This window comes from Polaribacter sp. AHE13PA, from assembly GCF_019278505.1.
Taxonomy (GTDB): domain Bacteria; phylum Bacteroidota; class Bacteroidia; order Flavobacteriales; family Flavobacteriaceae; genus Polaribacter.
Genome location: NZ_CP058985.1, coordinates 1905695 through 1931946, shown reverse-complemented (window position 1 = coordinate 1931946; position 26252 = coordinate 1905695). Strand labels below are relative to the sequence as shown.

General features: G+C 28.8%; 28 protein-coding genes. 18 read left to right on the top strand and 10 right to left on the bottom strand.

Features of this window, described 5'->3' with window-relative positions; translation table 11 throughout:
• Positions 1-72 precede the first annotated feature (72 nt).
• The 10 genes from H0I28_RS08505 to H0I28_RS08460 form a co-directional block, all read right to left on the bottom strand.
• The gene (locus H0I28_RS08505; protein WP_218761381.1) at positions 73-501 is read right to left on the bottom strand and encodes a hypothetical protein; all 429 of its coding nucleotides are present in this window, start codon (positions 499-501) and stop codon (positions 73-75) included.
• A 185-nt stretch (positions 502-686) separates the two neighbouring features.
• Positions 687-1409 carry a hypothetical protein gene (locus tag H0I28_RS08500; RefSeq protein ID WP_218761380.1) on the bottom strand — a complete coding sequence of 241 codons (723 nt, stop codon included), beginning with the start codon at positions 1407-1409 and terminating at the stop codon, positions 687-689.
• 159 nt (positions 1410-1568) lie between these two features.
• Positions 1569-2243: a hypothetical protein gene (locus H0I28_RS08495; protein WP_218761379.1), complete on the bottom strand. Its 675-nt coding sequence runs from the start codon at positions 2241-2243 to the stop codon at positions 1569-1571.
• Positions 2244-2487: 244 nt separating this feature from the next.
• Positions 2488-3258 carry a transglutaminase family protein gene (locus H0I28_RS08490; protein WP_254712868.1) on the bottom strand — a complete coding sequence of 257 codons (771 nt, stop codon included), beginning with the start codon at positions 3256-3258 and terminating at the stop codon, positions 2488-2490.
• Positions 3259-3318: 60 nt separating this feature from the next.
• The gene (locus H0I28_RS08485; RefSeq protein ID WP_218761378.1) at positions 3319-3945 is read right to left on the bottom strand and encodes an AraC family transcriptional regulator; all 627 of its coding nucleotides are present in this window, start codon (positions 3943-3945) and stop codon (positions 3319-3321) included.
• Between the two features lie 277 nt (positions 3946-4222).
• Positions 4223-4789: a hypothetical protein gene (locus H0I28_RS08480; RefSeq protein WP_218761377.1), complete on the bottom strand. Its 567-nt coding sequence runs from the start codon at positions 4787-4789 to the stop codon at positions 4223-4225.
• Positions 4790-5317: 528 nt separating this feature from the next.
• Positions 5318-6433, bottom strand: a complete 1116-nt coding sequence (locus H0I28_RS08475) for a tyrosine-type recombinase/integrase (RefSeq protein WP_218761376.1) — start codon at positions 6431-6433, stop codon at positions 5318-5320.
• Between the two features lie 154 nt (positions 6434-6587).
• On the bottom strand, positions 6588-6782 hold the full coding sequence (locus H0I28_RS17710) for a hypothetical protein (RefSeq protein ID WP_368384472.1): 195 nt from the start codon (positions 6780-6782) through the stop codon (positions 6588-6590).
• 610 nt (positions 6783-7392) lie between these two features.
• Positions 7393-8862 (bottom strand): tyrosine-type recombinase/integrase, encoded by a 1470-nt coding sequence (locus tag H0I28_RS08465; protein WP_218761375.1) that lies wholly within the window; start codon positions 8860-8862, stop codon positions 7393-7395.
• Between the two features lie 233 nt (positions 8863-9095).
• Positions 9096-9875, bottom strand: coding sequence for a LexA family transcriptional regulator (locus H0I28_RS08460; protein ID WP_218731069.1), 780 nt, complete (start codon positions 9873-9875; stop codon positions 9096-9098).
• Between the two features lie 52 nt (positions 9876-9927).
• Between H0I28_RS08460 and dinB the strand changes: the two genes are divergently transcribed.
• The 18 genes from dinB to H0I28_RS08375 all read left to right on the top strand — a co-directional run bounded on the left by dinB (position 9928) and on the right by H0I28_RS08375 (position 26231).
• Positions 9928-11142, top strand: coding sequence for a DNA polymerase IV (gene dinB, locus H0I28_RS08455; protein ID WP_218731068.1), 1215 nt, complete (start codon positions 9928-9930; stop codon positions 11140-11142).
• 11 nt (positions 11143-11153) lie between these two features.
• Entirely contained in the window at positions 11154-14105 is a 2952-nt protein-coding gene (locus H0I28_RS08450; RefSeq protein ID WP_218761374.1) for a DNA polymerase III subunit alpha, read from the top strand.
• Between the two features lie 35 nt (positions 14106-14140).
• A complete protein-coding gene (locus tag H0I28_RS17570; protein WP_254712867.1) occupies positions 14141-14287 on the top strand; it encodes a hypothetical protein in 147 nt (48 codons plus the stop codon).
• Between the two features lie 36 nt (positions 14288-14323).
• Positions 14324-15265 (top strand): tyrosine-type recombinase/integrase, encoded by a 942-nt coding sequence (locus tag H0I28_RS08445; RefSeq protein WP_254712866.1) that lies wholly within the window; start codon positions 14324-14326, stop codon positions 15263-15265.
• 154 nt (positions 15266-15419) lie between these two features.
• A complete protein-coding gene (locus tag H0I28_RS08440; RefSeq protein WP_218761373.1) occupies positions 15420-15824 on the top strand; it encodes a hypothetical protein in 405 nt (134 codons plus the stop codon).
• Positions 15825-15971: 147 nt separating this feature from the next.
• On the top strand, positions 15972-16541 hold the full coding sequence (locus H0I28_RS08435; protein ID WP_218761372.1) for a hypothetical protein: 570 nt from the start codon (positions 15972-15974) through the stop codon (positions 16539-16541).
• A 182-nt stretch (positions 16542-16723) separates the two neighbouring features.
• Positions 16724-17182 (top strand): helix-turn-helix domain-containing protein, encoded by a 459-nt coding sequence (locus tag H0I28_RS08430; protein WP_218761396.1) that lies wholly within the window; start codon positions 16724-16726, stop codon positions 17180-17182.
• Positions 17128-17976: an IS3 family transposase gene (locus H0I28_RS08425; RefSeq protein ID WP_254712736.1), complete on the top strand. Its 849-nt coding sequence runs from the start codon at positions 17128-17130 to the stop codon at positions 17974-17976. The genes H0I28_RS08430 and H0I28_RS08425 overlap by 55 nt, the downstream gene beginning before the upstream one ends.
• A gap of 112 nt (positions 17977-18088) precedes the next feature.
• Entirely contained in the window at positions 18089-18658 is a 570-nt protein-coding gene (locus H0I28_RS08420; protein ID WP_218761371.1) for a Crp/Fnr family transcriptional regulator, read from the top strand.
• A gap of 61 nt (positions 18659-18719) precedes the next feature.
• Positions 18720-19733: an NAD-dependent epimerase/dehydratase family protein gene (locus H0I28_RS08415; protein WP_218761370.1), complete on the top strand. Its 1014-nt coding sequence runs from the start codon at positions 18720-18722 to the stop codon at positions 19731-19733.
• Between the two features lie 208 nt (positions 19734-19941).
• Positions 19942-20625 carry a hypothetical protein gene (locus H0I28_RS08410; RefSeq protein WP_218761369.1) on the top strand — a complete coding sequence of 228 codons (684 nt, stop codon included), beginning with the start codon at positions 19942-19944 and terminating at the stop codon, positions 20623-20625.
• A gap of 111 nt (positions 20626-20736) precedes the next feature.
• Positions 20737-21258: a helix-turn-helix domain-containing protein gene (locus H0I28_RS08405; protein ID WP_218761368.1), complete on the top strand. Its 522-nt coding sequence runs from the start codon at positions 20737-20739 to the stop codon at positions 21256-21258.
• Positions 21177-22091 carry an IS3 family transposase gene (locus H0I28_RS08400; RefSeq protein ID WP_218755165.1) on the top strand — a complete coding sequence of 305 codons (915 nt, stop codon included), beginning with the start codon at positions 21177-21179 and terminating at the stop codon, positions 22089-22091. The genes H0I28_RS08405 and H0I28_RS08400 overlap by 82 nt, the downstream gene beginning before the upstream one ends.
• Before the next feature lie 127 nt (positions 22092-22218).
• Complete coding sequence (locus H0I28_RS08395) at positions 22219-23148, top strand: hypothetical protein (protein ID WP_218754088.1); 930 nt, start codon at positions 22219-22221, stop codon at positions 23146-23148.
• Positions 23149-23291: 143 nt separating this feature from the next.
• Positions 23292-23936 (top strand): PliI family lysozyme inhibitor of I-type lysozyme, encoded by a 645-nt coding sequence (locus H0I28_RS08390; protein WP_218761367.1) that lies wholly within the window; start codon positions 23292-23294, stop codon positions 23934-23936.
• Positions 23937-24248: 312 nt separating this feature from the next.
• Complete coding sequence (locus tag H0I28_RS08385) at positions 24249-25046, top strand: IS30 family transposase (RefSeq protein ID WP_368384471.1); 798 nt, start codon at positions 24249-24251, stop codon at positions 25044-25046.
• Positions 25047-25077: 31 nt separating this feature from the next.
• Entirely contained in the window at positions 25078-25512 is a 435-nt protein-coding gene (locus H0I28_RS08380) for a helix-turn-helix domain-containing protein (protein ID WP_159020787.1), read from the top strand.
• On the top strand, positions 25401-26231 hold the full coding sequence (locus H0I28_RS08375) for an IS3 family transposase (RefSeq protein WP_218761675.1): 831 nt from the start codon (positions 25401-25403) through the stop codon (positions 26229-26231). Before H0I28_RS08380 ends, H0I28_RS08375 begins: the two co-directional genes overlap by 112 nt.
• The last annotated feature ends 21 nt before the right edge of the window (positions 26232-26252 follow it).

The window sequence follows — 26252 nt, the reverse complement described above, 5'->3', positions numbered from 1 at the left end:
AAGTGAGCTAAAACTAGCAATTAATTATACACGGTGTTGTAAGCTGGCTTTATAAATTCAAATGTTAATGATTTATTTTTCCGAATATATTTCGTCAATTTTCTTCTTAATTATATTGTTAAAATTATTTTTTTTAACACTTAATTTTCCTAAACCCCAAATCTTACTTTCAGCTTTCAGAATTGTCTTTGTCAATTGGTTATTAACGATTCTTTCAAAAGATATTTCTTTCGTTATTTTTGAATAAACTCCAAAATTTAAAACAGAAGATTTGTTAACTTTAATTCTTCTGTCATTTTTTAGACTAATTTCTTTTTCATTCCAGTATATACCTTTTTTATGAGTTTCATTTTTTTCCGTAAAACCATTAATATTTATTTCATTTAATTTATTTTGAGATTCAATATTTGTATGAGCTTCGAAATAAGTAAAAGGGCTATAGAAAAGGAATAATATAGTTCCTATAAAAGTCAAAAATATTTTTCGTTTTTTTAAAATCATTAAGTTTATTATTTAAATTCAGTTTTCAGGTTTTTCGTTAGCTTGCTTACAACGTTTATGTATAAGGATAGTTGCGGGTTTGTATGCGAGGATTTTCCGAAGGAAAATCAGACGTTACAAACACGCAACGACCTTTGATTAAGCCAAAAACCGCAATTATTTTTATACGGTGTTGTAAACTGGCTTTATTCATAATTCATTGCTAAAATTATTATTACTGAAATAAAAGTAATTAGACAAACTGCAATTGATATAACAGAAATCCAACTCCATAATTTCAAGTAAAATGAATCTTTATTTTTACTAAAAAGTTTATTGATTTGTTTTTCAGAAAGTCCGAATGCAGTTTTATAAACTCCTTTCATATATTCGTCTGCATATTCGTATTCGTTTTTAGCCCACTCTGCTAATCTTTCATATTCGTTTTTCAGATAGTCAACATAATAATTTTTTGATTCTGCTGATTGAGGTTTATTGTAAAGTTCTATTATATCGGAATAATCGTGGTCAAAATCGGTTTTAATCTTTTGATAAATTTCGTGTATATCATCTGGATTTTTTAATTCTTTAGTTTCGGTCGGCATTGTTTTTTCTTTTGAAAATGCTCCTTCTAAAAAGAACATAATACTCTGATATTTTTGAAGAAATAAAAGGGCAGAAAGTCTATAAATTATTCCACTAATAATTGATGTTGTTAAGAGTAATAAAACTGTTTTTAAAATGCACGATGAATAATTTTCACTTATGTTGGAAATCTTTGAAATTATAATAGAAATTGCGGTTACAGAAAAACCAACAATCCAAACTAGTATTTTGTCATTTTGATTGAAATTGAATATGAAATTCTCTTTAGTTTTTTCCAAAGTTTCATAAACTAATTTTAATCTTGTATCAAATGGTCTTTCCATTTACGGTTTGTTTTTAGCTTGTTTACAACGTGTTTGCATAAAAGGAGTTGCGGTTTTGCATGCGAGGATTTTCCGAAGGAAAATCAGCAGCTAGTAAAAAAGCAACTCTTTTCATTTTAACTAAAATAAGCAATTTTTTTTATGCGGTGTTGTAGCCAGTTATTTCTTTTTCGTTTTCCTTTTTTCTTTTAGAATTTTTTCAAGGGCTTTATTCTTGTTGTTTTTTGTCTTTTTGATAATTTCGGCTATTACATCAATCTTTAACCATTTTTCTTCTTTCTCCGAATAATAAACGTAATCTGGAATTTTATAATTATCATTTACTTTCTGCTCTTTTAAAAAATCAAAGACTTTATCTAGAGAGCTTTCAATAATCTCTTTGTCTAAATTCCCATCTAACTCAAAGTTAAAACCTGTGTTTTCATCTAATTTTACAGAAAGTCCAAACTTTACTTTTTCTTCTGTAATTTTAGAACCTACACCTTTGTGATAGGTTTTTCCTTTTAATTTATTCCAACCAAACATAAGAGACCATTTAATTGAATCCCAAAGAGCGCTAGTTCCAATATTTTTTAGAATTTCAATTATTAAAACTTGGTGAATTACGAAATATGTAACTAGGCTATATTCATCAATTGAATTGTAAAAAACTCCACTTTTATTAAATGAACTTAATTCAAGATTTGCTTTGGATAAGTTTTCATTAATTTCTTTCAAATCATCTTCACTCAAGCCTCCTAAATATTCTAAATGCAATACATTCGGACCTCGTTTTACTGTCTTTTTTCGGTCATTTATAGGATTGTCTTGAGCATTGTAAGCATCTTTATTCATATTTTCATCTAATTAATTCTTGAGAGGTTTTTTCTTGGTCATCGTGATGTATTAATTGGCTACAACGGTTAGTATAAGAATAGTAAGGGGTTAAAATGTACTTACTTTCAGCTTTAGCACTTAGCCAAATTTACAATTTTACTTTTATATTTTCACAAAATTTAAAATTGTAAATTTGGTGAACTCTGTAGAATGCACAGACCTTTACATTAAGCACTAAAACCCTTATTATTTTTATACATTGTTACCTGCCGTTTCTTATTCTTTCAACATTCTTGTTCATTCTGTGCCTAACTATTTTTCGATAAATAAACCTTTTAAATGCTCCTAATTTTTGTTGGTGTTTAGCATAGAATTCGTCTGGTGTATCAAAAAGCCCAAAATCTTGATTTATTCCTTTGTCTTGAATAAAGGTATTGTTTAAATTCCATTCAATTGGTGGGTTTTCAAAATTATCTGTGTATGTACCATAACCACAAAAAGTAGTTTTACAATTTTTGTTTTTCTCTTGTAATTTGGTTAAATATTCTTTGTCTAATATAACTCCTTCCAGAAAATACCAAGTTTCATTAACATAAACTTCTACCCAACTATGTAAAATGTTTTTTGGCGATAATTTATACCAAATTCCGCTAATTGCTCCTTTTTGTAATGCTTTATCTATTGTAAAACCGTGTATTCTGTTTGGAACTCCAGTTGCTCGTAAAAGAGCCATAAGCAATGTTGCTTTTGTATTACATTGCCCATAACCATCTTCTAAAACCTGTGTTGCAGTTATACTGTCAGAAATATTATAGCCAAATTCAATATCATCTCTAACATAGTTATAAATTGATTTTACTCTTTTAATAGTGTCTAATTCCATCCATTTTTTCTCTTTAATTAAAGATTGAAGAGATAGGTTTGAATAGTTTAAAATTGTCGTTTCTTTTAAATAATTGTTCATTGTTTTTAAGTCTGTTTGTGAAAATGCATTTAACTGTGTTAATAGCATAATAAATAATATCGTTCTCATTTTGTTTCTATTGAAATACAAAGGTGAGAAGTTAAACAGACTTAAAATTGTATGAACTGGCTATGTTTTTGTTATCAAAAATTTTGGTGTAACACCAAAGGTTTCTTTAAAAGTTCTTGTATAATGTGAATTGTCTGAAAACCCAAAAGTATATGCTGTTTCAGTAATAGAATTTTTGACTAAAAACGGAAGTGATTTTATTAACTTATTCCATAATTGATATCTTCTAAAAGTTAAATTTGTTTTTTCTTTGAATAAATGTAAAAAACGTGTTGGCGATAAAAAGCACTTTTCTGCAACTTCTTCAAGACTTAATACTTTTTCAAAATTAGCGTCCATATATTTTATTGCATTTATAATTCTTTGTTCGTCCAAATGGTTTTCGGATTCACAAGTGCATTGATATTCTGATAACACTTGACTTATTAATTCACATAATCTTTCAAAATCAATTTCTGAATTTTCAAACTTGTTTAAAGTTTCGATTAACTTATCTGACAAATTTTCATTAAGTAATGTAAAATTCGACTTTCCAAATTGCAAATGAAATTGGTGTCCAATAGAACTTAATGGATTTACAAGAACTGTCAGTTGATTTGATTCGCTAATTAATTTATGTTCAACTTTAGAATTTATAAAAAATGATTTTCCTAATATCTCATTTTCGCCTTTTATAGTCAGTTTCATATTAGATTTTACTGAAATACTAATTTGTATAGCATAATGTTTATGATAAAGATTCTCTTTTAGTTTGCCAATAAATAATCCAAAATTTTTATCGAAGTGAAACATATTGTCTTTTTATGCAGTGTTTTTTTCAAATGGCAGGTAACGTGTTTTTGTATGGAAATTTGCGTTTTAAATGAACGGCTATTTTCCGCAGGAAAATAGGGGTTTATAAAAAAGCACAAACTTTGATTAAGCCAAATTTAGCAATTTTTTATACAAGGTGTTGTACAACGTTTTATTTCCTTTTGTATTCCTTTATTTTAAATGTTTCGTCACAAAAATTATAAGTTTTCCATTTTCCAATTTTTCTTCCATTCAACCATTTTCCTTCTTTCCATAATTTTAAATTTCCCTCTTTTTCATTTGAGTTATACTCTTTTTCATAACTTTCAATTAAAGTTTTTTTATTAGAGTTTAATATTTGATAAAGAGTGGTTTCAGGTTTCAAATCAATTTTTGTTGTTTCAATAATTCTATAGAGTTGATTTTTATTATTGAATTGTTTTTGATAAATTAAATTCCCAAAACTACCATAAAAAACTTCATAAAATAATCTCCCTTTTTTGTCAAATAATTGTTGTTTCCCACTTACAATTTCATAAGTATATTCTCCATATTCATAAACTAAAAATTTAGAAATTTCTTTAATTTTTCCGTTTGTAAATTTTTTGATTTTAACTATTGAATCAATTGGTTTCAAATTTTGTGTTAATTCAACAAATTTTTCGGAATGTTGAGAATGAGAAAATTCAGCCTTTATAAAAGCTAAAAATGTGAATATTATTACAAATTTTATTTTCATTCTTTATGTTGTACAACGTGTTTGCATAAAAGGAGTTGCGGTTTTGCATGCGAGGATTTTCCGAAGGAAAATCAGCAGCTAGTAAAAAAGCAACTCTTTTCGTTTTAACTAAAATAAGCAATTTTTTTTATGCGGTGTTGCCATTTCGTTGTTTTTTCAGAGTTCAATTTATTCCGTTAAATTCCGTTTTCCGCTTTTTCGCGTTTGAGTAAAATCGGTCAGCTTTTTATTCCGCATTATTTTCAATTCCGTTTGAGTGAGCAATTCCGCAACTTGCTAAATTCCGCATTCAGTTCGGTTTTCGTTTTTCAATTCAGATTTCGATTCAGATTTCGATTCCGCAAACAAGCTAAAAAGTCAGACGTAATTTTAGAAATTATTTTTCCGTTCAGAGTGCGCTCCGCAATGAATGGCAACTTGTTTATATGCTTATGTTATATCAGTATATATCTCTTAATTGGGTTTATATGCTGAAGTTTTATGATTATATTTATACATTGAATATGATTCTTTAAAAGTAATTTATTCCTACAATTCATCAAAAGGATTTTTAATATTTTTAAGACTAGTTTTTGTAACATGAGTATATATCATTGTCGTTTTTGGGCTACTATGACCTAATAATTCTTGTATATACCTAATATCTGTTCCATTTTCTAATAAATGTGTTGCAAAAGAGTGTCTTAAAGTGTGTAATGTAACCTTTTTTGTAATTTTAGTATTTTTCAATGCTTTTTTTAACACAGCTTGAGCACTGGCACCACTGTATTTATGTCCATTTTGCCCTTCAAAAAGAAAAACTTTAGGTTTATAAGCTAAATAGTACTCTCTAAGAAGTATTAAAAAAGAATACGAGAGCAAAGTATACCTGTCTTTTTTTCCCTTAGCTTGCTTAATATGAATTAACATTCTTTTGCTATCAATATCATCAACTTTTAAATTTAATGCTTCCCCAATTCTGAGTCCACCAGAATAAAGAAGACTTAATAATGTTTTATGCTTTAGATTTGTAAGATTATTAAATATGGCTTTAATTTCTGCAACACTTAAAACTGCTGGTAATTTCTTTTCTTTCTTAGGTCTTTCAATATTTAATAAATTAATTTCTATACCTTTAAAAAAAAGAAATTTTTTGATTCCATTAATGCATTGATTTTGATAGGATACGGATCTGTTTGCTCTAAATATAAAGTCATAGTTAAACTGTTCAATTAATTTTATTGAATAATCTTCATTTTTTTTTAGTAATCCATAACGAAGAAAGTATGCAGTTACTTCCACATAAGTATTAACAGTATTCTCACTTAATCTTTTTTGTTGCAACCATCTTTTAAACTTTTTTAATTCTGAAGTTAAGTCGATAGATAAAGCAGGTAAGACCAATTTGTAGATTTCTTTTGACGGAGGTATAACTTTTTTTTTAAGTTTTTCATAATTAACAAACCATTTTTTTAGTCGAATATGGTTATATAATAAACTCCTATTACTTGAAGAATCTTTAATGTAGAAAGATTTCAAATTTTGGCTCCATTGTACCTCGGGTAATAATTTTAAATGATTTTTTATTTCCTGATCAAAAGGAAAATTAATCAGAACAATATTTGAACCCTTATGAATGTTAGGAAGTAAAATAATAGATTTCATAGCTAAATAATTATCTAATGTAGTGAAAATAAACTAAATAAGAAGTATGTAGCTTTGTGCTTTAATAGATTTAATTCGTCGATTTTTGATTCGAGTGTAATGTAAAGATATATACAATGTCTTTTTTAGATAATTCAAATATTTTTCTTAATTATCAAATTATACTTCTGTATTTAAATGTATGGTAAGTTGTAAGCAATGATTTGTATTTATTGGGAGTAAAACTATAGTTAGTTACATTATCTCGATTTTTCCAAGAAAAATCATTATCAAAATATGGAGGAGATACTTTAAATGGATTGATAAAATACTTGTAACACAAATCAAGTTTTGTATTACAAACTTGTATTACATTAATGTTATTTGGGATAGGAGTGGAGTTAGATGCTTTGAAAAGTCATTAGTTTAAATTTTTGTTCTATATAATACTCTTTATTTTCATTAAAAATAATTATGAATTTAAGTATATTTATAGTTGAATTATGCGTTAATTTTACGTATAATTAACGCATAATATAGGCAATGTAAAATAATTGCACTTGATTTTTATACTATTATGGAGTTATAAAAAAGTTGTTAAATAGAGTGAGTTCGAGCTAAGCAATAGTATTATTAGGAAACATATTGGGTATTGTTATAGCAGTTTTTTAGGTGAAAAAGAAAAATTAATTAGTTTTGAGTTCTATTTGACAGTCTACTAAATCAAACAAGTTTTCGTTTAAAAGACTCCGTTTATTTAAAATTTCTTGTGATTCATCTTTATCATCAATAAAAACAATATCCATTTTCTTTCTTGCTAATATCAAAACATCAAACACCCATTCTATTTGTTAGATTTGTACTTGTTCAATTAAGTGTTCGAAATAGAATTTTGGGGAATTGAGTAAAAGAGGGTAAAATACCCTCTTTCTAAACTCCTGATAAATTACATTTACTTTTCTAGTTTCTTTGCTCATTTTTTACTTAAATAATTTTGAGTAATCTTCTGGCAACTCTGCATCAATTTCTCTTAAATATTTTTCCAATGCACTCATTGATTTATGTCCTGTAATCAGCATTAAATTACTCTTAGCTTCAAAAGGAGAAGCATTTTCTCTCAGTTTTCTATATAATTTTGAGATAAAGGTATGTCTAAAACTATAAATTCCATAATCTTCATTCAATTTAAAATGGTCTTTTACAACTTTTCTAAATCTTTTAGAAAAATGATCTCTTCTATTAGTTTCATTTGCATCCCAGAAAGCTCCAATTGTTTCTGGAGTAAATAAAAAGGATTCCTTATCTAACTTTGATAAATCTGGTAATTCATCAAATAAAATACTAGGAATAATTTTTGTTTTTAAAGGGCTATTCTTAGCCTTAAATTGAACGGTTTTAGTTTCTAAATTAATGTCCTTAATTCTTATTCTACAAACCTCAATAGGTCTAATGAAACTATAAGAAACGAATTTTATGAATAGTAATAATAGTTGATCTTGTTTTTCTAAATATTCAAATATATTTTGTTGCTCTTTTAATGTGTAAACCTTATTTCTTTCTGTTTTGGATTTTAATACAGGAATTGATTGAATATAGTTTTCAGCAACCAATTCATTATTTTTTAATACTTGGAAGATACTTCCTAATTCTGTTCTGTAATTATTACGATTTCTTGCGCTTGTTTTTAAAACAATTCCATTAAAATAATCTAATAAATCTTTTCTAGAAATTTCTCTTATATTCTTTTTGGTTGGATGCGTTTCTTCCATCCAAATAATAAATAGTTTTGCTTTTCTTTTATAATCTTTTAACGTTCCATTACTTACTGCCTTTTCTTTTAAGCTTAGAGCAAAGTCAAAAGCTTTTACAATAGACATTTCTTCTTGATTCTTATTCCCAGTATTTTGTTCTTTTATGTGAATTTCTTTTTGGTTGTTTTTTATAGGTTTTTTGGTTGTTTTAGATAAGTCTCCCTTTAGAATTACATTTTCTAAAAGTGAAGTAATCATATTTTCATCTAGGGCTTCCTTTACAGCATTTTTTACAGATTCGTTTATTTTTGATGGAGATATTGCTTCTTCTTTAAGGGTTTCTTCTAGTTCTATATCAACAGTGTGATTTTTCAACTGCTCATACAACTCGGAGTTATCTATGAAAGGATTGAAGCCTTGTTTTAGTAAAAACAACAAGTTTTTTCTATAAGAAGACAAGATGCTCATTCTATTCTCTTTGGTTTTGTATTGGTTTACTTTACCATATACATTTGCCATTCGTTCCAATTTCCCTGTTTTTGGATTTCTGAAGGAAAAATAGATGTACCATCGCTTAGATAAATCTCCTTTTGCTGTATAGATTTTTGGGGAAGAAAAAAGGTTTAAAACTTTAGAATCGTGTTCAAAATCGTGTTCAATTTCTGTTGTTAGAGTAAGGTAATGGTAAATTGATTGCATAAAAAAACAGTTTAGAGACCTAAACTGTTGTTTTTTATTGATTTAAAATAGTAGCGAGAACGGGATTTGAACCCGTGACCTCAGGGTTATGAATTTAACAAAACACCCTAATTTCACGCTTTTATGCTTTATTTTAACTAAATCGTGTACTGAATCGTGTACTCGGATTTATATATAATTTCTATTCAAATATAATTAAGATTTTTATTCCTTAAAGGTTAAAATTGATTTTTTTAACTCATTTTTAAAGATTTTTCTAATTGTTTCAATTCAACACCTAAACCATTAAACATTTGCATAATACTACTCAATTTTAGTTCATGTTCTTCATACTCTTGCGTATTTATGCTACAAGTAAATTTCCATAGTTCTAAAACTTCCTCTAAAGGAACTTCATAAGACTGATATTCTCTGTTATCAGGTTTTAAAAGTAAACTTCCTTTCTCTTCAATTTGATTATAGACTCTTTTGTAGGTCATACCATCATTTTTAGTGACTATGATATAAGACGTTCCATTTTTAACATCTGTAATATTTTCTACAAATTCAGCAACCACATAAGATCCATCTTTCATAGGTAACATGGAATCTCCTTTAATAGGAAATGCTCTGTGTTTACCAGTAGGTAAAAAAGGTAATTTTATTTTTTCTAACTGCTCAATATATTCAGGATCATCATACCCTAATAAATAACCAGCAGAAGTTTTAGCAGAAACTACTTCAATTAAATTTTCATTTTCGTCATCAACTGTAATTGGAAATAAAACACGTTTGCTTCCAACTTCTATAAACGAAATATCTTTAGTTTTGGTAAGGTCGTTTTTCAATAATATATCAATAGGTACTTTAAAATAGTTAGAGAAATCTATTAAAAACTCTAAAGTAGGTGAAGACCTGTTCTCTTCATAAGAACCTATTCTTGATCTTGTTACATTTAAATCATCAGCTAAACGCTCTTGTGAAAGCGCTTTTAAACTTCTTAAATGACGTATGTTTTTGGATATAATTTTCATAATACTACAAATGTAAGCAATAATTGTTTGTGTTTGTAGCTAATTTTGTGGTGTGAAGAAAAATATTTTACATCTCGATTTAGATACTTTTTTTGTCTCTTGTGAACGATTGATTGATAGTCGATTGCAAAAAAAACCGTTGTTGGTTGGAGGAACAGGAGATCGTGGAGTTGTGGCAGCTTGTAGTTATGAAACGAGAACTTTTGGCGTGCATTCAGGCATGTCAATGAAGATTGCTAGAAAGTTATGTCCTGAAGCAATTGTTATTAGAGGAAATACGAGTATTTATTCTAAATACTCAAATATTGTAACAGAAATCATCAAAGAAAAAGTACCCATTTTTGAAAAAGCGAGTATTGATGAATTTTATGCAGACCTTTCTGGAATGGATGCTTTTTTTGGGAGTTATAAATACGCTTCTGAATTACGTCAGCGAATTATAAAAGAAAGTGGTTTGCCTATTTCCTTTGGAATGTCACAAAATAAAATTGTATCTAAAGTTGCAACAGGAGAAGCGAAACCCAATAATCAATTATTGATTGATGCAGGATTTGAGAAAGAATTTCTGGCACCATTATCAATTCGTAAAATTCCATCAGTTGGAGAAAAAACGTATCAAATTTTAAGGAATTTAGGTGTAGAAAAAATAAAAGTAATTCAAGAAATGCCTTTAGAAATGATGATAAGCGTTTTAGGGAAAAATGGAAAAACTATTTGGAAACGTGCAAACGGAATAGATAATCCACCCATTATTGCTTTTCACGAACGTAAATCTTTATCCACAGAAAGAACCTACACTAAAGATACAATTGATATGATAAAGTTAAAAGAAACCATTTTTGCAATGGCAGAAAATTTAGCTTATCAATTGAGAAAAGGAGATAAGTTAGCAGGTGTGATTAGTGTAAAAATTAGATATTCAGATTTTAACACGTATAACAAGCAAATAAAAATTCCCTATACAAGTGCAGATCACATTATCATTCCTGCTGTTTTAGAATTGTTTAAACAATTATATCAACGAAGATTGTTAATTCGATTGGTGGGGGTAAAAGTATCTGACATTGTCAGTGGTAATTACCAAATTAATTTGTTTGACGATACAGAACAACTATTGGATTTATACAATGCAATGGATACTGTTAGAAATAAATATGGAGATAAAAGTATTATGAGAGCAGCTTCTATGGGAGCAAAATCTATTGGTCGTTTTAGCAATCCTTTTAATGGAGAACCTCCTTTGGTTCTTGCACATAGAAAACAATAATTGATTGCTTTATGTATTTAAACTGTCATACCTATTATTCCTTACGTTATGGTACTTTTTCGGAAATAGAACTACTAGAACTCGCAAAAGAAAACAATATCAAAAGTATTGCGCTTACAGATATCAACAATACTTCTGCTTGTATGAATTTTATACAACAAGCTAAAAAGTATAACATTAAACCTGTAATTGGTGTTGATTTCAGAAATGGAAATTCCCAACAATTTGTAGCACTCGCAAAAAGTAATGTTGGTTTTCAAAATATCAATCAATACTTATCTACTTTTTTAGAAACTAAAACTGATATTCCAGATACTCCTAGTTATTTAGAAGATGCATTTATTGTTTATCCATTTGAAAAAGTATTGCAGTTAAACATGACCACTTTTAAAGAGAATGAATTTATTGGAGTTTCTATTGCAGAAATTAATAAACTCCGTTTTTCTCATTTAAAGAAGTTTGAAGATAGAATTGTGATACAACAACAGGTTACCATCCGAAATAAAAAAGATTTTAACGCACACAGATTGTTACGTGCCATAGATAACAATACTTTATTAAGTAAACTTCCTACTACAGAACAATGTATTACAACAGATGTAATGCATGAAAGAAAAGAATTGTTAACGTTTTATAAAGAGTTTCCAAATAGTATTACAAACACAGAAAAAGTATTGCAAGGTTGTAATACGTTTTTTGACTTTCACGAAGATAGAAAAAACCAAAATCTTAAAAAGTATTGCAATAGTTTTGAAAAAGATTGCAATATGTTATTAGATTTATGTAAAAACAACTTACATAAACGTTATAAAAATCCAACTCAAAAAGTACACGATCGACTTGAGAAAGAATTGAAAGTAATTATTGATTTAAAGTTTGTTTCCTTTTTTTTAATCAATTATGATATTGTGAGTTATGCAAAAAGTAAAGGGTACTTTCATGTAGGAAGGGGGAGTGGTGCCAATAGTATTGTTGCTTATATCATTGGTATTACAGATGTAGATCCTGTAGAATTAGATTTGTACTTTGAACGTTTTATCAATCCTTTTAGAGCTTCTCCACCTGATTTTGATATTGACTTTTCATGGAAAGATAGAGAAGATGTTACCAACTATATTTTTAAACGCTTTAAAAACACAGCACTTTTAGCAACCTACAATACTTTTAAGTATAAAGCAGTCATTAGAGAATTAGGAAAAGTATTTGGATTGCCAAAAGAGGAAATAGATAAATTAAGTAAGGGAATTAAACAGCAAGAAACGGATAGTATTGCAACGTTGGTTTTAAAATATGGTAAACTAATTGAGGGTTTTCCGAATTATGTAAGTGTCCATTCTGCAGGGATATTGATTTTAGATAAACCAATACATTATTATTCAGCAACAAGTTTACCTCCAAAAGGATTTCCAACAGTTCAGTTTGACATGAACATTGCAGATGATGTAGGTGTTTTTAAGTTTGATATTTTAGGACAACGAGGTTTGGCAAAAATTAAAGAAGCCTTAGAAATTATAAAAAGAAACAGACCAAATGATCCTCCCATAGATATTACGGATGTAGAAAGTTTTAAAAAAGATAAAAAAATCAATGATTTATTAAAGTCAGGTGGAGCCATTGGTGCTTATTATGTAGAATCTCCAGCAATGAGAGGATTGATGCAAAAACTACAAACCCAAGATTATTTAGGATTAGTGGCTGCAAGTTCAATTATTAGACCAGGCGTTTCGGGATCAGGAATGAAAGATGAATTTATAAAAAGACATCGTTTTCCAGAAAAAAGAAAAGAAGCGAATCCTATTTTGTTAGAAATTATGCCAGAGACGTATGGTGTAATGGTTTATCAAGAAGATGTGATGAAGGTGGCGAGTAAGTTTGCAGACTTAACATTGGGTGAAGCGGATGTTTTAAGACGTGGAATGAGTGGGAAATACAGATCATTATCAGAATTTAAAGCTGTAGAAGATAAGTTTATTGCTAACTGTAGAAAAAAAGGGCATAAAGATGCTTTAATTTTTGAGGTTTGGAATCAAATTAAAAGTTTTGCAGGCTATGCTTTTGCCAAAGGACATTCAGCTTCTTATGCTGTAGAAAGCTATCAAAGTATGTTTTTAAAATGTTATTACCCCATAGAATTTATGGTGGCGGTTTTAAATAACGGAGGTGGATTTTATTCAACGGAACATTATATCCATGAAGCAAAAATGCAAGGAGCAATTATTGAGTTGCCCTGTATCAATAAAAGTAATCATCCCAACATTGTCATAGATAAAACTATTTATTTGGGTTTTGGGTATTTAAAAAGTTTAGAGCATTTAACAATTCAAAGATTGTTAACAGAAAGACAATTGTATGGGGATTTTACGTCTTTAGAAAATTTTATAGATCGTGTTGTAATTAGTATTGAACAACTAACCATTTTAATTAGAATTGATGCTTTTCGTTTTACAAATAAAACCAAAAAACAACTATTGTGGCAAGCTATTTTTAAATTGAAAGCTACCAAACAAAAAACAAAACAAGAACTGCTTTTTAAAACAGAACAAGTAAAGTATGAATTGCCAAAACTAGAATCTCATTGGTTAGAAAAAGTCTATGATGAAATGGAATTATTAGGGTTTACTGTGCATGATTATTTTAAACTGGTGACTGAACCTTTTCTGCCAAGTATTAAAGCAAAACAAATGATTGATTTTGAGAGTCAGCATGTTTTAATTTATGGTTTACTGGTAACTACTCGCTTTAACAAAACGTCTCAAAATAAATTAATGAGACTGAGTACTTTTATTGATAAAGATGGTCATTACTTTGATGCAGTACATTTTACAAATGTTGTACATCAATATCCAGTAAACGGAATGGGGATTTATGGTTGTTATGGGAAAATTACCAATCGTTATGGATTTTGTAGTATGAATGTAATTCAATCTAAAAAGATGAGTGTAGCGGTAGATCCGAGAAATTGATTTTATAAAAAAAATGTTAACTTTACCTAAAAGCTATGAAAAAAATCAACTTAACAATTTCTCAACTTCGTAATAAAAATGTTTTAGTAATTCGGTTTGCTTATAATAATGAAATAAAAGAACATCTTAAAAAACTTAAAAATGTTGTTTGGAGTCAAACTTTAAGGTCTTTTTATTCTTAACTTTCGTTAGAAAATTTAAGAATAGTTTTCAATCATTTGAAAAAAACAAATTGGACTATTGACTATATAGAATTACAACCTTCCATCAACAAAAGTAAAATAGAGGAAAGAAGAAATTCACACCTAATAGAACAACTACCTGATGTTTATCAATTAGAATTACAAAAGTTTAAAAAATGGTTGTTTCAAAAACGTTTTAGTGAAAATACTGTGAACACTTATGTAGATGTTACTACAACTTATATTAAATATGTTCTTTTAAAAAATGCTGAAATATTCTCTACAAAAATAGTGGAAGCATTTAGTTATGATTATATTTTTATTCCAAATAAATCAATTTCATATCAAAATCAATTTATAAGTGGAATTAAAAAGTTTTTTGAATACAAGGGATATTCTTATGAAGAAATACAAATTGAAAGACCTCGAAAAGAAAAAAAACTACCAATAGTGTTAAGCGGATCTGAAATAAAATCGCTATTTAACACCTTAACAAACCTTAAGCATAAGGCTCTTTTATGCTTATTGTATTCTGCTGGCTTAAGAATTGGTGAAGCTATCAATCTAGAAATAAACGATATCGATAGTAAAAGAATGTTAATACATATTAAACAAGCTAAAGGAAAAAAAGATAGATACACTCTTTTATCACCTGTGTTTGTAAAAATTTTAAGAGAATATTATATTGCTTATAAACCAGAAAAATATTTATTCGAAGGACAAAAAGGAGGAAAATATAGTAATACAAGTGCACAAAAAGTATTAAAAAATGCTTTATTTAAAGCTGGTATTAGAAAGAAAGCAACACTACATTCTTTAAGACATAGTTTTGCAACTCATCTATTGGAAAAAGGGACAGACGTTAGATATATCCAAGAGCTATTAGGTCATAGTAGTCCAAAAACTACTATGATTTATACACATGTTACAGAACCAAGCTTAAAAAATATTAAAAATCCGTTTGATGATTTATTTTAATCACTTACTTTTATAGAATGGATATAAAGACAATAAACTTCTGCATATCCCACCATAACGGAACAAAATCAGTATAAAAGCTCTGTATATAAACAAGTTAGCTGTAATTTAACGCAACCGTTTATGAATTTTAGCATCTAAAAAGAAAACTATTATGAAAGCAAATATTATCACCCTACTTATAATTGTCGGAGTCGGATTTCTGACTAGCTGTAGCAATGACGATAATTCATCGCAAGAAAACACTATTGATGGAACTTGGAATTTAGTAAATGTACGCGGAGGATTAGCAAGTATCGATAATGACTATTCAAAAGGGGACATAAAATGGACTTTTGACCAAACATCTACTATTTTGACAGTAGAAAACAAAATTGGAAACGATAATGGTTTTTATTTGCACAGCGGAACCTACTCATTCAATATTGAAGATAATAATGAAGACCAAATCCTTTTCATTGATAATGATGACTATAGAATGGTTATTCTTTCAATTGGTAAAAGCCTTATAATAACTGATGATTTTAATGATGGATTTACATCTGAATTCAAAAGATAAAAACTACAGCTAACACCGTATAAAAATAATGCGGTATTAAGTGCTTAATCAAAGGTTAGTGCTCTTTTGTTACGGCTGATTTTCCTGCGGAAAATCCTCGCACAAAAACCGCACTATTCTTATACATAAACGTTGTAAAACATTTGAGTGAACAGAATTCCAATCGACATATCAAAATCTAAAAAAGCTAAAAAGCTGATTACGAGACAATGGTTTCTTGAAAAAATATTCGACTATTTGCTTCCACTAATGCTTGTTGGAATGTTTCCATTTATAGCGATAATGGAATTCAATTCGAATTTAAACAAAGACGAACCGATTGGACTTTCTCTTGCTTTTCTAATTTTTACAATGATAATTGGAGGATTGATGATTTATTCAATTTTCAATGTTTATAAATTAGAGCGGATTAAAGGAATATCGAGAGGAAAAAACTCAAATCTGATTAAAAAGATTGCGGAAAAAAATGACTGGAATATTTCAGCGAATAATCAACAAATAGCAATAATTAATTTTTCTTGGCAAGATTCAGGAACTGATTGGGGAAAACAAATGACAATAATTTACGATGGAACTGATTTGTTAGTAAATTGTATATCGTTCGGACTTCACTCAAGTCCTTCACCTTTTCATTGGTTTGCGAATAAAAGAAAAGTGAATAAATTAACAACGGAATTTGAAAACGGAATAAAAAACGTTTTACAACAACGTGTATAAAAAATTGCTACATTAGTGCTTAAACAAAGGTAGTTGCATTTTTGTTACGTCTGAATTTCCTTCGGAAATTCCTCGCACACAAAACCGCAACTATTCATACACGAAACCGTTATATACCATTACAAAACTGTACTTTCCTGAAATAGGTTGACTAAAAATTAAACACTTAATTATAGTCACTTATGAAAGCTCAAAAACAACCCTGGCGAAAAAAAACGTACGAAAAAGCAACTTTAGAACTCAAATTATTCGTCGTTGACCAAATTCAGAATGGACAGATTTCCACAAACTTTGCTTCCAAAAAATATGATGTTCCTAGAACTACAATTGGGTATTGGATCAAAAAATATAGTACTTTAGTCCAACAAAATACAGGTATGAGTAAATTAGATGAGATTAAAAAACTAAAGGAACGTATTGAAGAATTGGAGTTTGTAAAGGAATTTCAACAAGATATTATTGCTGACATGGAAATCATTACTGGAGTCGATTTGTCAAAAAAGTCGTTGCCCAAAACATTAGCGAAAGAGATAGAACTAAAAAAGAAAAACCGTTTAAAAGAAAATGGTTCTATGAGTGTTTTGGGATTAGTAAACAAGCCTTCTACAAAAGACTCAAAACCCAAAAAAACAAACGACTAAACGATGAAAAAGTCATCGCAATGATACAAGAATATCGAAAATTAGTTGGTATGAGAACTGGCGGAATTAAGTTATATGATGAACTTAAACAAGACTTTATAAAACAAGGTATTAAAATCGGTAGAGACAAGTTGTACGATGTGTTAAGGCTTCATAATTTACTTGTTCCTAAGCTTAAAAACTATGTAACAACAACAAATTCTAATCATCAATTTAGAAAATATAAAAACCTAATTAAAGACCAAGTTCCTACTCGACCAGAACAACTATGGGTAAGCGATATAACATACATTAAAACAGACAATGGACACAATTACCTAGCAATCGTTACAGATGCATATTCTAAGCAAATTATGGGCTATAAATTAGATAACAACATGAAGACATCACTTTGTTCAGAAGCGCTAGAAATGGCTATTAAAAATAGAAAATACCCTGATAAAAAATTAATACATCATTCTGACAGAGGTTTTCAATACTGTAACCCCAAATACACAGCATTTGCAGAAGAAAATGGCATAATGATGAGCATGACAGAACAATATGATCCTTATGAAAACGCAATTGCAGAGCGAATTAATAGAACTTTAAAATATGAATATGGACTTAGAAATTGCATTAAAAACACTGCCATTGCTCAAGAAGTAACAAAACAAGCAGTATATATTTACAACAATTTAAGAACCCATTTTAGCTTAGAATTAAGAAAACCAGCTGAAGTACATTTAAATCCAAACATCAAATACAAATCATATCGAAGAAATAATGTAAATTTGACTGAACTAACAATTTGAAAACAAAACTAGTTCAAAATATTTTTTGCCTTCTAAACGGCTAAAAAAATCTTTTGAACGGTATAAATTAACCTAAAAAAAGGTCAACCTATATCAGTATAATACAAACAAAATGGAAAATCTAATTAATTACATACAATCGAGAGTTCCTTTAACTCAAAATGATATTAATTTAATCAAAAAGTCTTTCGTTTCTAAAGAAATACCAGCTCAAACTAATCTTTTAAAAGCAGGAAAAATTGAGCGATATATTTATTTCTTAGATACTGGAATCGTAAAAGGGTATCAAAATGTTGACGGAAAGATTATCGTACAGCATCTTGTAGTAGAGCAAGATTTTTTTACATCTTTAGAAAGTTTTATGACAGAAACACCATCATTAGATTATTATGAAACTATCACAGAATCTAGAGTTCTAAAAATATCGAAACCTGATTTTGATATTTTACAAAAGGAGACAAAATTTTGGGCAATATTTGTCAAAGAAGTAACCAACGAACATTTAGGTTGCAAATTAGAGCGTGTTAAAGATTTTCAAATTTTAACAGCAAAAGAACGTTATCTAAAATTTGTAAATCAGTATCCAAAATTAGCTTTGAATGTATCTATTGACAATATCGCTTCTTTTTTAGGAATGGAACCTCAATCTTTAAGTCGTATTAGAAAACAAATCACTTTCTAACAAATGTTATTTCTAACCTCATAAAAGGTATGGAAATTTGCTCAAACAAAATTTAAGAATTATGAGCAATGAAATTTCATTAGTAACTGGCGGAAATGGACATTTAGGAAACAACCTAATTAGACTTTTACTTTCCGACAACCAAAAAGTAAGAACAACTGTAAGGAACATTAATAATACTGAACCTTTTAAAGGGTTAGACTGTGAAGTTGTTCAAGCTGATATTACCGACAGAGAATCTCTGAAAAAAGCATTCAAAGGAGTCACAAACTTATATGCAGTTGCGGCAAATTTTAGTATGTGGGCAAAAAATCCAAAAGAGGAAATTTATGATAATAATATGCAAGGAACTCAAAACGTATTTGACATTGCTAAAGAATGTGGCATCAGCAATATCGTTTATGTAAGTTCTGTAGCCAGTTTAGATTTCACAAAATTACCTGCAAATGTGGACAATGGATATAACAAAGACAGACGAAACTGGTATTATAATTCTAAAAATGATTCTGATAAACTCGCATTAGAATTAGGAAAAAAGTATGGTATTAGAACTGTTCTTGTTTTACCTTCTGCTATGATTGGGTCTAAAGCTTATAAGTTAAGTTATTCTAACAAGCTTGTATTACAAGTTTTAAATGGTGAAATACCTGTAGACACCAATGTAACTTTAAATTGGGTAGATGTAAAAGATGTAGCTTCAGGAATGTATAATGCAATGACTAAAGGAGGAAATGGTGAAAGGTATATTTTATCTAACGAGCAACACACTACGCTACAAGAAACGGTGAAAATAGCAGCTGATTTATACCCTGAACTAAAACTAAAAACACCTAAAAAAGTACCAAAATGTTTATTGTACTCTGTTGCTGGTTTAATGGAATTTAGCAGTAAACTAACAGGAAAAGAGCCTCTATTACAGAGACATTACTTAGATATGTTTTATGGTTTAAAACAAGATTATGATATTAGTAAATCAAGACGAGAATTAGGTTATAATCCGAAACCATCAAAACAGGCTTTAGAAAGTGCTTTGAAATATTTGAAAACCGACTGGAAAAAAGAAAACGGTATATAACAATGTATAAAAAAACATAGGGCATTTGTGGCTTAACTGAAAGTTTAGGCATATTAATGAAGTCCGCTAAATATAAAATTTGGCATTTATAGAAGAAAAATAAAAGCAAAATATTTATATTTAGCTAAGTAATAAACCGAAACGAAAGTGCTTATTTATTGCCCTACGTTTCTTATACTAAACGTTACCACCAATTAATACGAAATCAATGGAATTTGAAGAAAAAAATGAAAAATCAATTGAAAAAGTAGTTCAAGATGGTTTAGAATCAACTACTATGGATTTGACAGTTGATTATGCTGAATTGGCTTTAGATTCTTTTTTAGATAATGATGCAATTAAAGAAATCCCTATCGTTAAGACTATACTTGGTCTAGTAAAAGGCGGAATAAAGATTAAAGAAATTCATTTTGCTAAAAAATTGTTGACATTTTTGAAAGAATTTCATTCAGCAAAACTAAAAGATTCAGTAAAAATTGAATTTCAAAATAAATTTAAAGAAAACAAAAAGTATAGAAATTCAGTAGTTGAACAAATAATGATACTCAATGAAAGAATATTAGAAATTGAAAAGTCGAAAATACTTGCTAACCTTTTTGCTTCTCATATAAATGACAAATTTGATTGGCCAAGTTTTTTAAGTTTATCATATTGTGCGGAAAGATTGAATCTGACTGCAATTGATTTTCTTAATGAAATGGCTGAAGAAAAAGAACCTTTTCATAAAGGTTATTCTCATATTGATGACAATGTAGCTTTTTTAATTTCTGCTGGAATAGCACAACAATGGGGAACACATTTGTATATTACGGCTCACGGACAATATCTTCATTTCTATGGAATTAAGGGAAATATAGATTATGAATTTCCAAAACAAGAGGAAAATAAATAACTGGTGGTAACACCGTATATAATTTATTGCTGGCTTCTCGCCTACTTACGAAAGTCCTCGCGGACTTTTGAACTGCTCCCAAAAAGTTAGACACTATTTGAGGGTATTATTATGGGAAGAAAAGTCAAGTATGATTACGCATTTAAACTTCGATGTGTAAAGCAAGTTTTAAAAAATAACCAAACAGTTGAAGATGTGTCTAAGTTATATGGTTGTCATCATACAACCCTTCATGATTGGATTCGATTTTATGAAAAATATGGTAAAAAAGCACTATTACCAAGAAAAACAAAAATGTATAGCATTCCTTTTAAACTTAAAGTTTTAAAAGCTATTGACAAAGATTCATTATCTTTCAGTCAAGCTTGTTTAGAATTTAATATTCCTACAAAATCTGTAATTATGAAGTGGCAACGTAATTATAAAAAAGAGGGTATTATAGGCTTAAACATTAAACCTAGAGGTAAACCAAAATCTATGCAATTTAAGAGGGCTAAAAAAAAGTCTAATAAACCTTTAACAAGAGAAGAGGAACTTTTATTAGAAAATGAATCATTACGTGCAGAACTGGACTTGCTAAAAAAGTTACAGGCCTTAATTCAACAAGAGCAAAACAAAAAGCAAAAGCCATAACAGAATTAAGGCATAAGTATGATTTAGATATTTTATTATATCATATGAACATGGCAAGAAGTAGTTATTATTATCATCATAAAAGAAGTCTTATAGTTGATAAATATAAAGAGATAAAACTATTGATTCATCAAATATATCATCGTCACAAAGGAAGATATGGTTATAGAAGAATCTCTTTAGAAATCAACAAAATAGGAACTCTAATAAATCATAAAACAGTACTCAAGTTAATGCGTGAATTAGGTTTAAAAAGTTTAGTCAGAGCTAAAAGATACAAGTCTTATAAAGGGCAAATAGGGGAAACAGCTCCTAATATATTACAACGAAATTTTAAAGCTATTAGGCCAAATAAAAAATGGGCTACCGATATTACAGAATTTAAAGTTTTAGGAAAAAAACTATATCTATCTCCAATAATTGATCTCTTTAATAGAGAAATAATAAATTATCAATTATCTGAAAAACCTGATTTTAAACAAGTAGCTATTATGCTGAAAAAGTCTTTTAAGAAAATACCAGATCAAACAAATTTAATATTACATTCAGATCAAGGATGGCAGTATCAAATGAAACAGTATCGAAGATTATTAACAGAAAAAGGAATTACTCAGAGTATGTCTCGTAAAGGAAATTGTTTAGATAACGCTGTGATAGAAAATTTCTTCGGTATTCTAAAATCTGAATTGTTTTATATAAATAAATACAAGTCGATATCTCAATTAAAAAAAGAGATTAAAGTGTATATAAAATATTATAATAATGAGAGAATTAAACAAAATTTAAAGGGAATGAGCCCGATTGAATATCGAGCTAATTATTATCAAAATTAATTATAAATTTGTCTAAACATTTGGGTGCACTTCACTTTCTTGGTCGGTAATTATTTACTAAATTAGTTGCTTGAAACACGCAACAAACCATTTACAACAACGTTAGCAAAAATTCAAAACCAGACCAATGAGTGAAATAATTTACATAGACAAACCACAAGAGAAATTGGACGAAATTCAGAGCCTCATAAAGGTTGTTTCTGAAGGTTTTATGGCTTTAGCAATGGATTATGGATATCATATTAATAATGTTTTTGGACAATCGAAAGATGGGAAACACGAAATTTACGAATTAAGAGATAGTATTGATTATAGAATAAGAAGTGCAAACCTTCATTTTTATTTACTCATTGTCCGAAAAATGGAAATAGAAAATAGATTTGCTAAAATGTTAAAAGATAAACCTTCCTCTTTTGACGGGTTTATAATGGGAAATCCTCATTTTGAAATAGCAGCTGATGAAATAATGGCAATCTATGACAGTATTGTTTTCCATCTATCTTCTTGTTTTGATTATTTGGCTATGTTAACTCAATTTATATTTGGAAAAAACCCGCAAACAAAATTGCAATGGATAACTTTAGTAAAACATTGTCACAACAATAAAAGTGAATTTTCAGATAGGAAGTTTGTAGATAACATAATAAAAGTTAATTCGGAATTTGTGAGTAAGTTTAATGACTATCGAGCGGAACTTATTCACAGGAAAAAATCAACATCTTTTGCAAATGTTTCTTGGGAATTAAACTCAGGAAAAGTAACTACCCAATTTCAATGTTCTGAAAAAATAAAATCTAATTTAAAGAAAATTATAGATAAAGATTTAGAATACTGTATCAGTTATGCTTCGTCAGAATTAATAAAACAAACTCTCTTAAAAATTTCTCACGTTTTGAATGGAATGCACGATGAATTTAGAGAAAATTATATTGAACACTCTCCTAAAATACAAAAAGGAGGATTTCAAATAATAAATATGAATCCGGAAACAAAACTTGCTGAATCACCAGCCTTAGGAAGTTGGAAAAAGTTTATGGAATATAAAAACTTTTGCTAACACCGTATAAACTTTATTGCTGTTTTTAGCTCACTTGGGAAATTCCTTCGGAATTTCGCCGTTCGTGTTTTATTTACTAAATTCACTGCTTAAACAACGCAACAAAGCTTATACAACAACGTTGGCAATAATTAAATCCAAGCATGAAACAATTAAAAACAATCACAATTGCTCTAGTTGGAGCATTGACTATTATTTCTTGTAAGAACGAACAGGGAAAAACTAATAAAGAACAAATTGAAAATAATGAGGTCATAATTGAGAATCAAATTCAAGAAGGTCAAAAAATTATATTTCAAAAAAATTTAACTCTACAAAATATAACCTTTGATTTAAGTAATACCGGAGAAGGGTCTATTAGTCAATTAACAATTCAACCTAAAGGATTAGAAATAGATAATAAAAAAATTACTCTTGAATTGGAAGGACAAGTTACCAATGCAGAAATTAAAGATTTAAATGCAGATGGATTTCCAGAAATATTGATTTATACAATATCTGCAGGAAGCGGTAGCTATGGCGATGTTATAGGCTATTCAGTAAATAATGGAAAGTCGATAAGTCAAATTTACTTCCCAGAAATATCTAAAAATGAGGAGGCACGCAGTGGATATATGGGACACGATGAATTTGCAATTACGGAAACCACTTTAGCAAGAAGGTTCCCTATTTACAATGATGAAGATACTAATAATAACCCAACCGGAGGTACTCGCCAAATAAAATACAAATTAAAAGATGGTGAAACATCTAGATTATTTGTGATAGATAAAATTAGTGAATATTAATAATAATTATTAAACAAAAACTATTGCCAACACCGTATAAACTTTATTGCTGTTTTTGGCTCACTTGGGAAATTCCTTCGAAATTTCTCCGTTCTTGTTTTATTTACTAAATTCACTGTTTAAACAACGCAACAAAGCTTATACAACAACGTTACCCACAAGCTGAAAAAACCATCCTCCATTCAATAACTTAACGCAACAAATCTAAAATTATAGATTTGTAAAATGGAAGTAAAAAAACATAGACGATTAACTTTGAAAGAAAGAGTGATTATTTAGACTCTTTTAAATGAAGAAAAGTCTAAATCTTATATAGCAATTAAACTCAATAGATCTCGTTCAACTATCGGTAGAGAAGTGAATAAATGGGTGCAAAAAAAAGAACATAGATATGATGCTGAACTTGCTCATTGGTGTGCTAAAGAAGATTATTTAAACAAGAGAAATTTAGATAAAATAAGCACTTATTCTTTACTCAAATTTTTTGTTTACAAAGGACTTTTATCAAACTGGACTCCTGAACAAATTTCTGGAAGATTAAAAGAGTTGTATCCTAATAATCTAATAATGTCTATTTCACACGAAGCTATTTATAGACACATTTATACTAGACCACAAGCTCGTTTAAATAAAAAGTTAATCAAACTATTAGTACGTAAAAAAACAAGACGTAGAACTCCTAAAAAAAGACGTGGTGGTGGAAGTAAAATCATTAACCAAGTCAGTATTGACAACAGACCACAACATATTGAACTTAGAAATGAAGTGGGACATTGGGAAGGAGATTTAGTGATTGGAAAAAATCATAAAAGTGCTATTGGAACTATTGTAGAGCGCAAAACTAGATTTACTTTAATAGTAAAATTAGAGTCTAAAAAAGCAGGTGAAGTAGCTAATGAGTTTTCTAAAATATTAAACAAATTAAATCCTATTTATAAAAAATCAATGACATATGATAACGGAATTGAAATGGCGAGACACGAAATGATTACTAAAAAAACAGGTATGAAAATATACTTTGCACATCCATATTCTTCCTGGGAAAGAGGAACAAATGAAAATACAAATGGACTCATTAGAAGATATCTGTACTTTCCTGAAATAGGTTGACTAAAAATTAAGCAATTAATTACAGTCACTTATGAAAACAAAAAATGAACACTGGCTAAAAAAAAGCTATCAAAAAGCTACTTTAGAAACCAAACTTTTAGTCGTTGACCAAATCTTAAATGGTCAGATTTCAAACAACCAAGCTTCTAAAAAATATGATATTCCTAGAACAACTATTTCTTATTGGTTAAGAAAATACAGTACCTTAGTGCAACAAAACATGGGTATGAGTAAAAACGATGAGATTAAAAAGCTAAAGGAGAAGATTGAAGAACTTGAGTTTCAAAAAGACTTCCAACAGGACATTATCGCTGATATGGAACTTATTACAGGAGTCGATATGTCAAAAAAGTCATTACCCAAAACATTAGCAAAAGAGATAGAGCTAAAGAAAAAACAGCGTATAAAAGAAAATGGCTCTATGGATGTTTTGGGATATCTAAACAAGCCTTCTACAAAAGACTAAGAACGCAACAGAAAAAAGAAATAGATCATCAAAAAATGATCAAGATGGTTAAAGACTACCGTAAAAAAGTAGGCTCTAAAACTGGTGGAATAAAATTACATGCGGAACTTAAAACTAATTTTATTGAGGCTAATATTAAGATAGGTAGAGACAAGTTCTATCGCTTTCTTAGACTAAATAATCTTTTGATTCCAAAAAATAAAAATTACATCACAACGACAAACTCAAACCATATGTACAAAAAATATAAGAACCTCGTAAAAGGCCACGTTCCTAATCGACCGGAACAACTCTGGGTTAGTGATATCACTTATATTAAAACAGAAAATGGACACAACTATCTAGCTTTAGTCACAGACGCCTATTCTAAGCAAATAATGGGTTACAAACTTGATAATCATATGAGAACATCACTTTGCTCAGATGCGCTAGCTATGGCTATTAAAAACAGAAAATATCCTAATCAAAAACTAATTCATCATTCGGACAGAGGTTTTCAATATTGCAACCCCAAATACACGCAGTTTGCTGAAGATAATGGAATTACAATGAGTATGACCGAGCAATACGATCCTTACGAAAATGCTGTTGCAGAACGCATTAACAGAACTCTTAAATATGAATACGGGCTAAAACAAATCATTAAAAACACTGAATTAGCACAAAAAATGACACAACAAGCAGTCTATATTTATAACAATTTGAGAAATTCATTTTAGCCTGGATCTCAGAAAACCTGC

Bases quoted from the DNA above. Each gene is read 5' to 3' on its own strand.
- H0I28_RS17570 (WP_254712867.1), top strand. From the start codon at position 14,141: ATGAAAAAAATCAACTTAACAATTTCTCAACTTCGTAATAAAAATGTT.
- H0I28_RS08480 (WP_218761377.1), bottom strand. From the start codon at position 4,789: ATGAAAATAAAATTTGTAATAATATTCACATTTTTAGCTTTTATAAAG.
- H0I28_RS08485 (WP_218761378.1), bottom strand. From the start codon at position 3,945: ATGAAACTGACTATAAAAGGCGAAAATGAGATATTAGGAAAATCATTT.
- H0I28_RS08395 (WP_218754088.1), top strand. From the start codon at position 22,219: ATGAGTGAAATAATTTACATAGACAAACCACAAGAGAAATTGGACGAA.
- H0I28_RS08430 (WP_218761396.1), top strand. From the start codon at position 16,724: ATGAAAGCTCAAAAACAACCCTGGCGAAAAAAAACGTACGAAAAAGCA.
- H0I28_RS08420 (WP_218761371.1), top strand. From the start codon at position 18,089: ATGGAAAATCTAATTAATTACATACAATCGAGAGTTCCTTTAACTCAA.
- H0I28_RS08460 (WP_218731069.1), bottom strand. From the start codon at position 9,875: ATGAAAATTATATCCAAAAACATACGTCATTTAAGAAGTTTAAAAGCG.
- H0I28_RS08380 (WP_159020787.1), top strand. From the start codon at position 25,078: ATGAAAACAAAAAATGAACACTGGCTAAAAAAAAGCTATCAAAAAGCT.
- H0I28_RS08440 (WP_218761373.1), top strand. From the start codon at position 15,420: ATGAAAGCAAATATTATCACCCTACTTATAATTGTCGGAGTCGGATTT.
- H0I28_RS08465 (WP_218761375.1), bottom strand. From the start codon at position 8,862: ATGCAATCAATTTACCATTACCTTACTCTAACAACAGAAATTGAACAC.
- H0I28_RS08495 (WP_218761379.1), bottom strand. From the start codon at position 2,243: ATGAATAAAGATGCTTACAATGCTCAAGACAATCCTATAAATGACCGA.
- H0I28_RS08410 (WP_218761369.1), top strand. From the start codon at position 19,942: ATGGAATTTGAAGAAAAAAATGAAAAATCAATTGAAAAAGTAGTTCAA.
- H0I28_RS08415 (WP_218761370.1), top strand. From the start codon at position 18,720: ATGAGCAATGAAATTTCATTAGTAACTGGCGGAAATGGACATTTAGGA.
- H0I28_RS08475 (WP_218761376.1), bottom strand. From the start codon at position 6,433: ATGAAATCTATTATTTTACTTCCTAACATTCATAAGGGTTCAAATATT.
- H0I28_RS08490 (WP_254712868.1), bottom strand. From the start codon at position 3,258: ATGAGAACGATATTATTTATTATGCTATTAACACAGTTAAATGCATTT.
- H0I28_RS08405 (WP_218761368.1), top strand. From the start codon at position 20,737: ATGGGAAGAAAAGTCAAGTATGATTACGCATTTAAACTTCGATGTGTA.
- H0I28_RS08505 (WP_218761381.1), bottom strand. From the start codon at position 501: ATGATTTTAAAAAAACGAAAAATATTTTTGACTTTTATAGGAACTATA.
- H0I28_RS08390 (WP_218761367.1), top strand. From the start codon at position 23,292: ATGAAACAATTAAAAACAATCACAATTGCTCTAGTTGGAGCATTGACT.
- H0I28_RS08500 (WP_218761380.1), bottom strand. From the start codon at position 1,409: ATGGAAAGACCATTTGATACAAGATTAAAATTAGTTTATGAAACTTTG.
- H0I28_RS08450 (WP_218761374.1), top strand. From the start codon at position 11,154: ATGTATTTAAACTGTCATACCTATTATTCCTTACGTTATGGTACTTTT.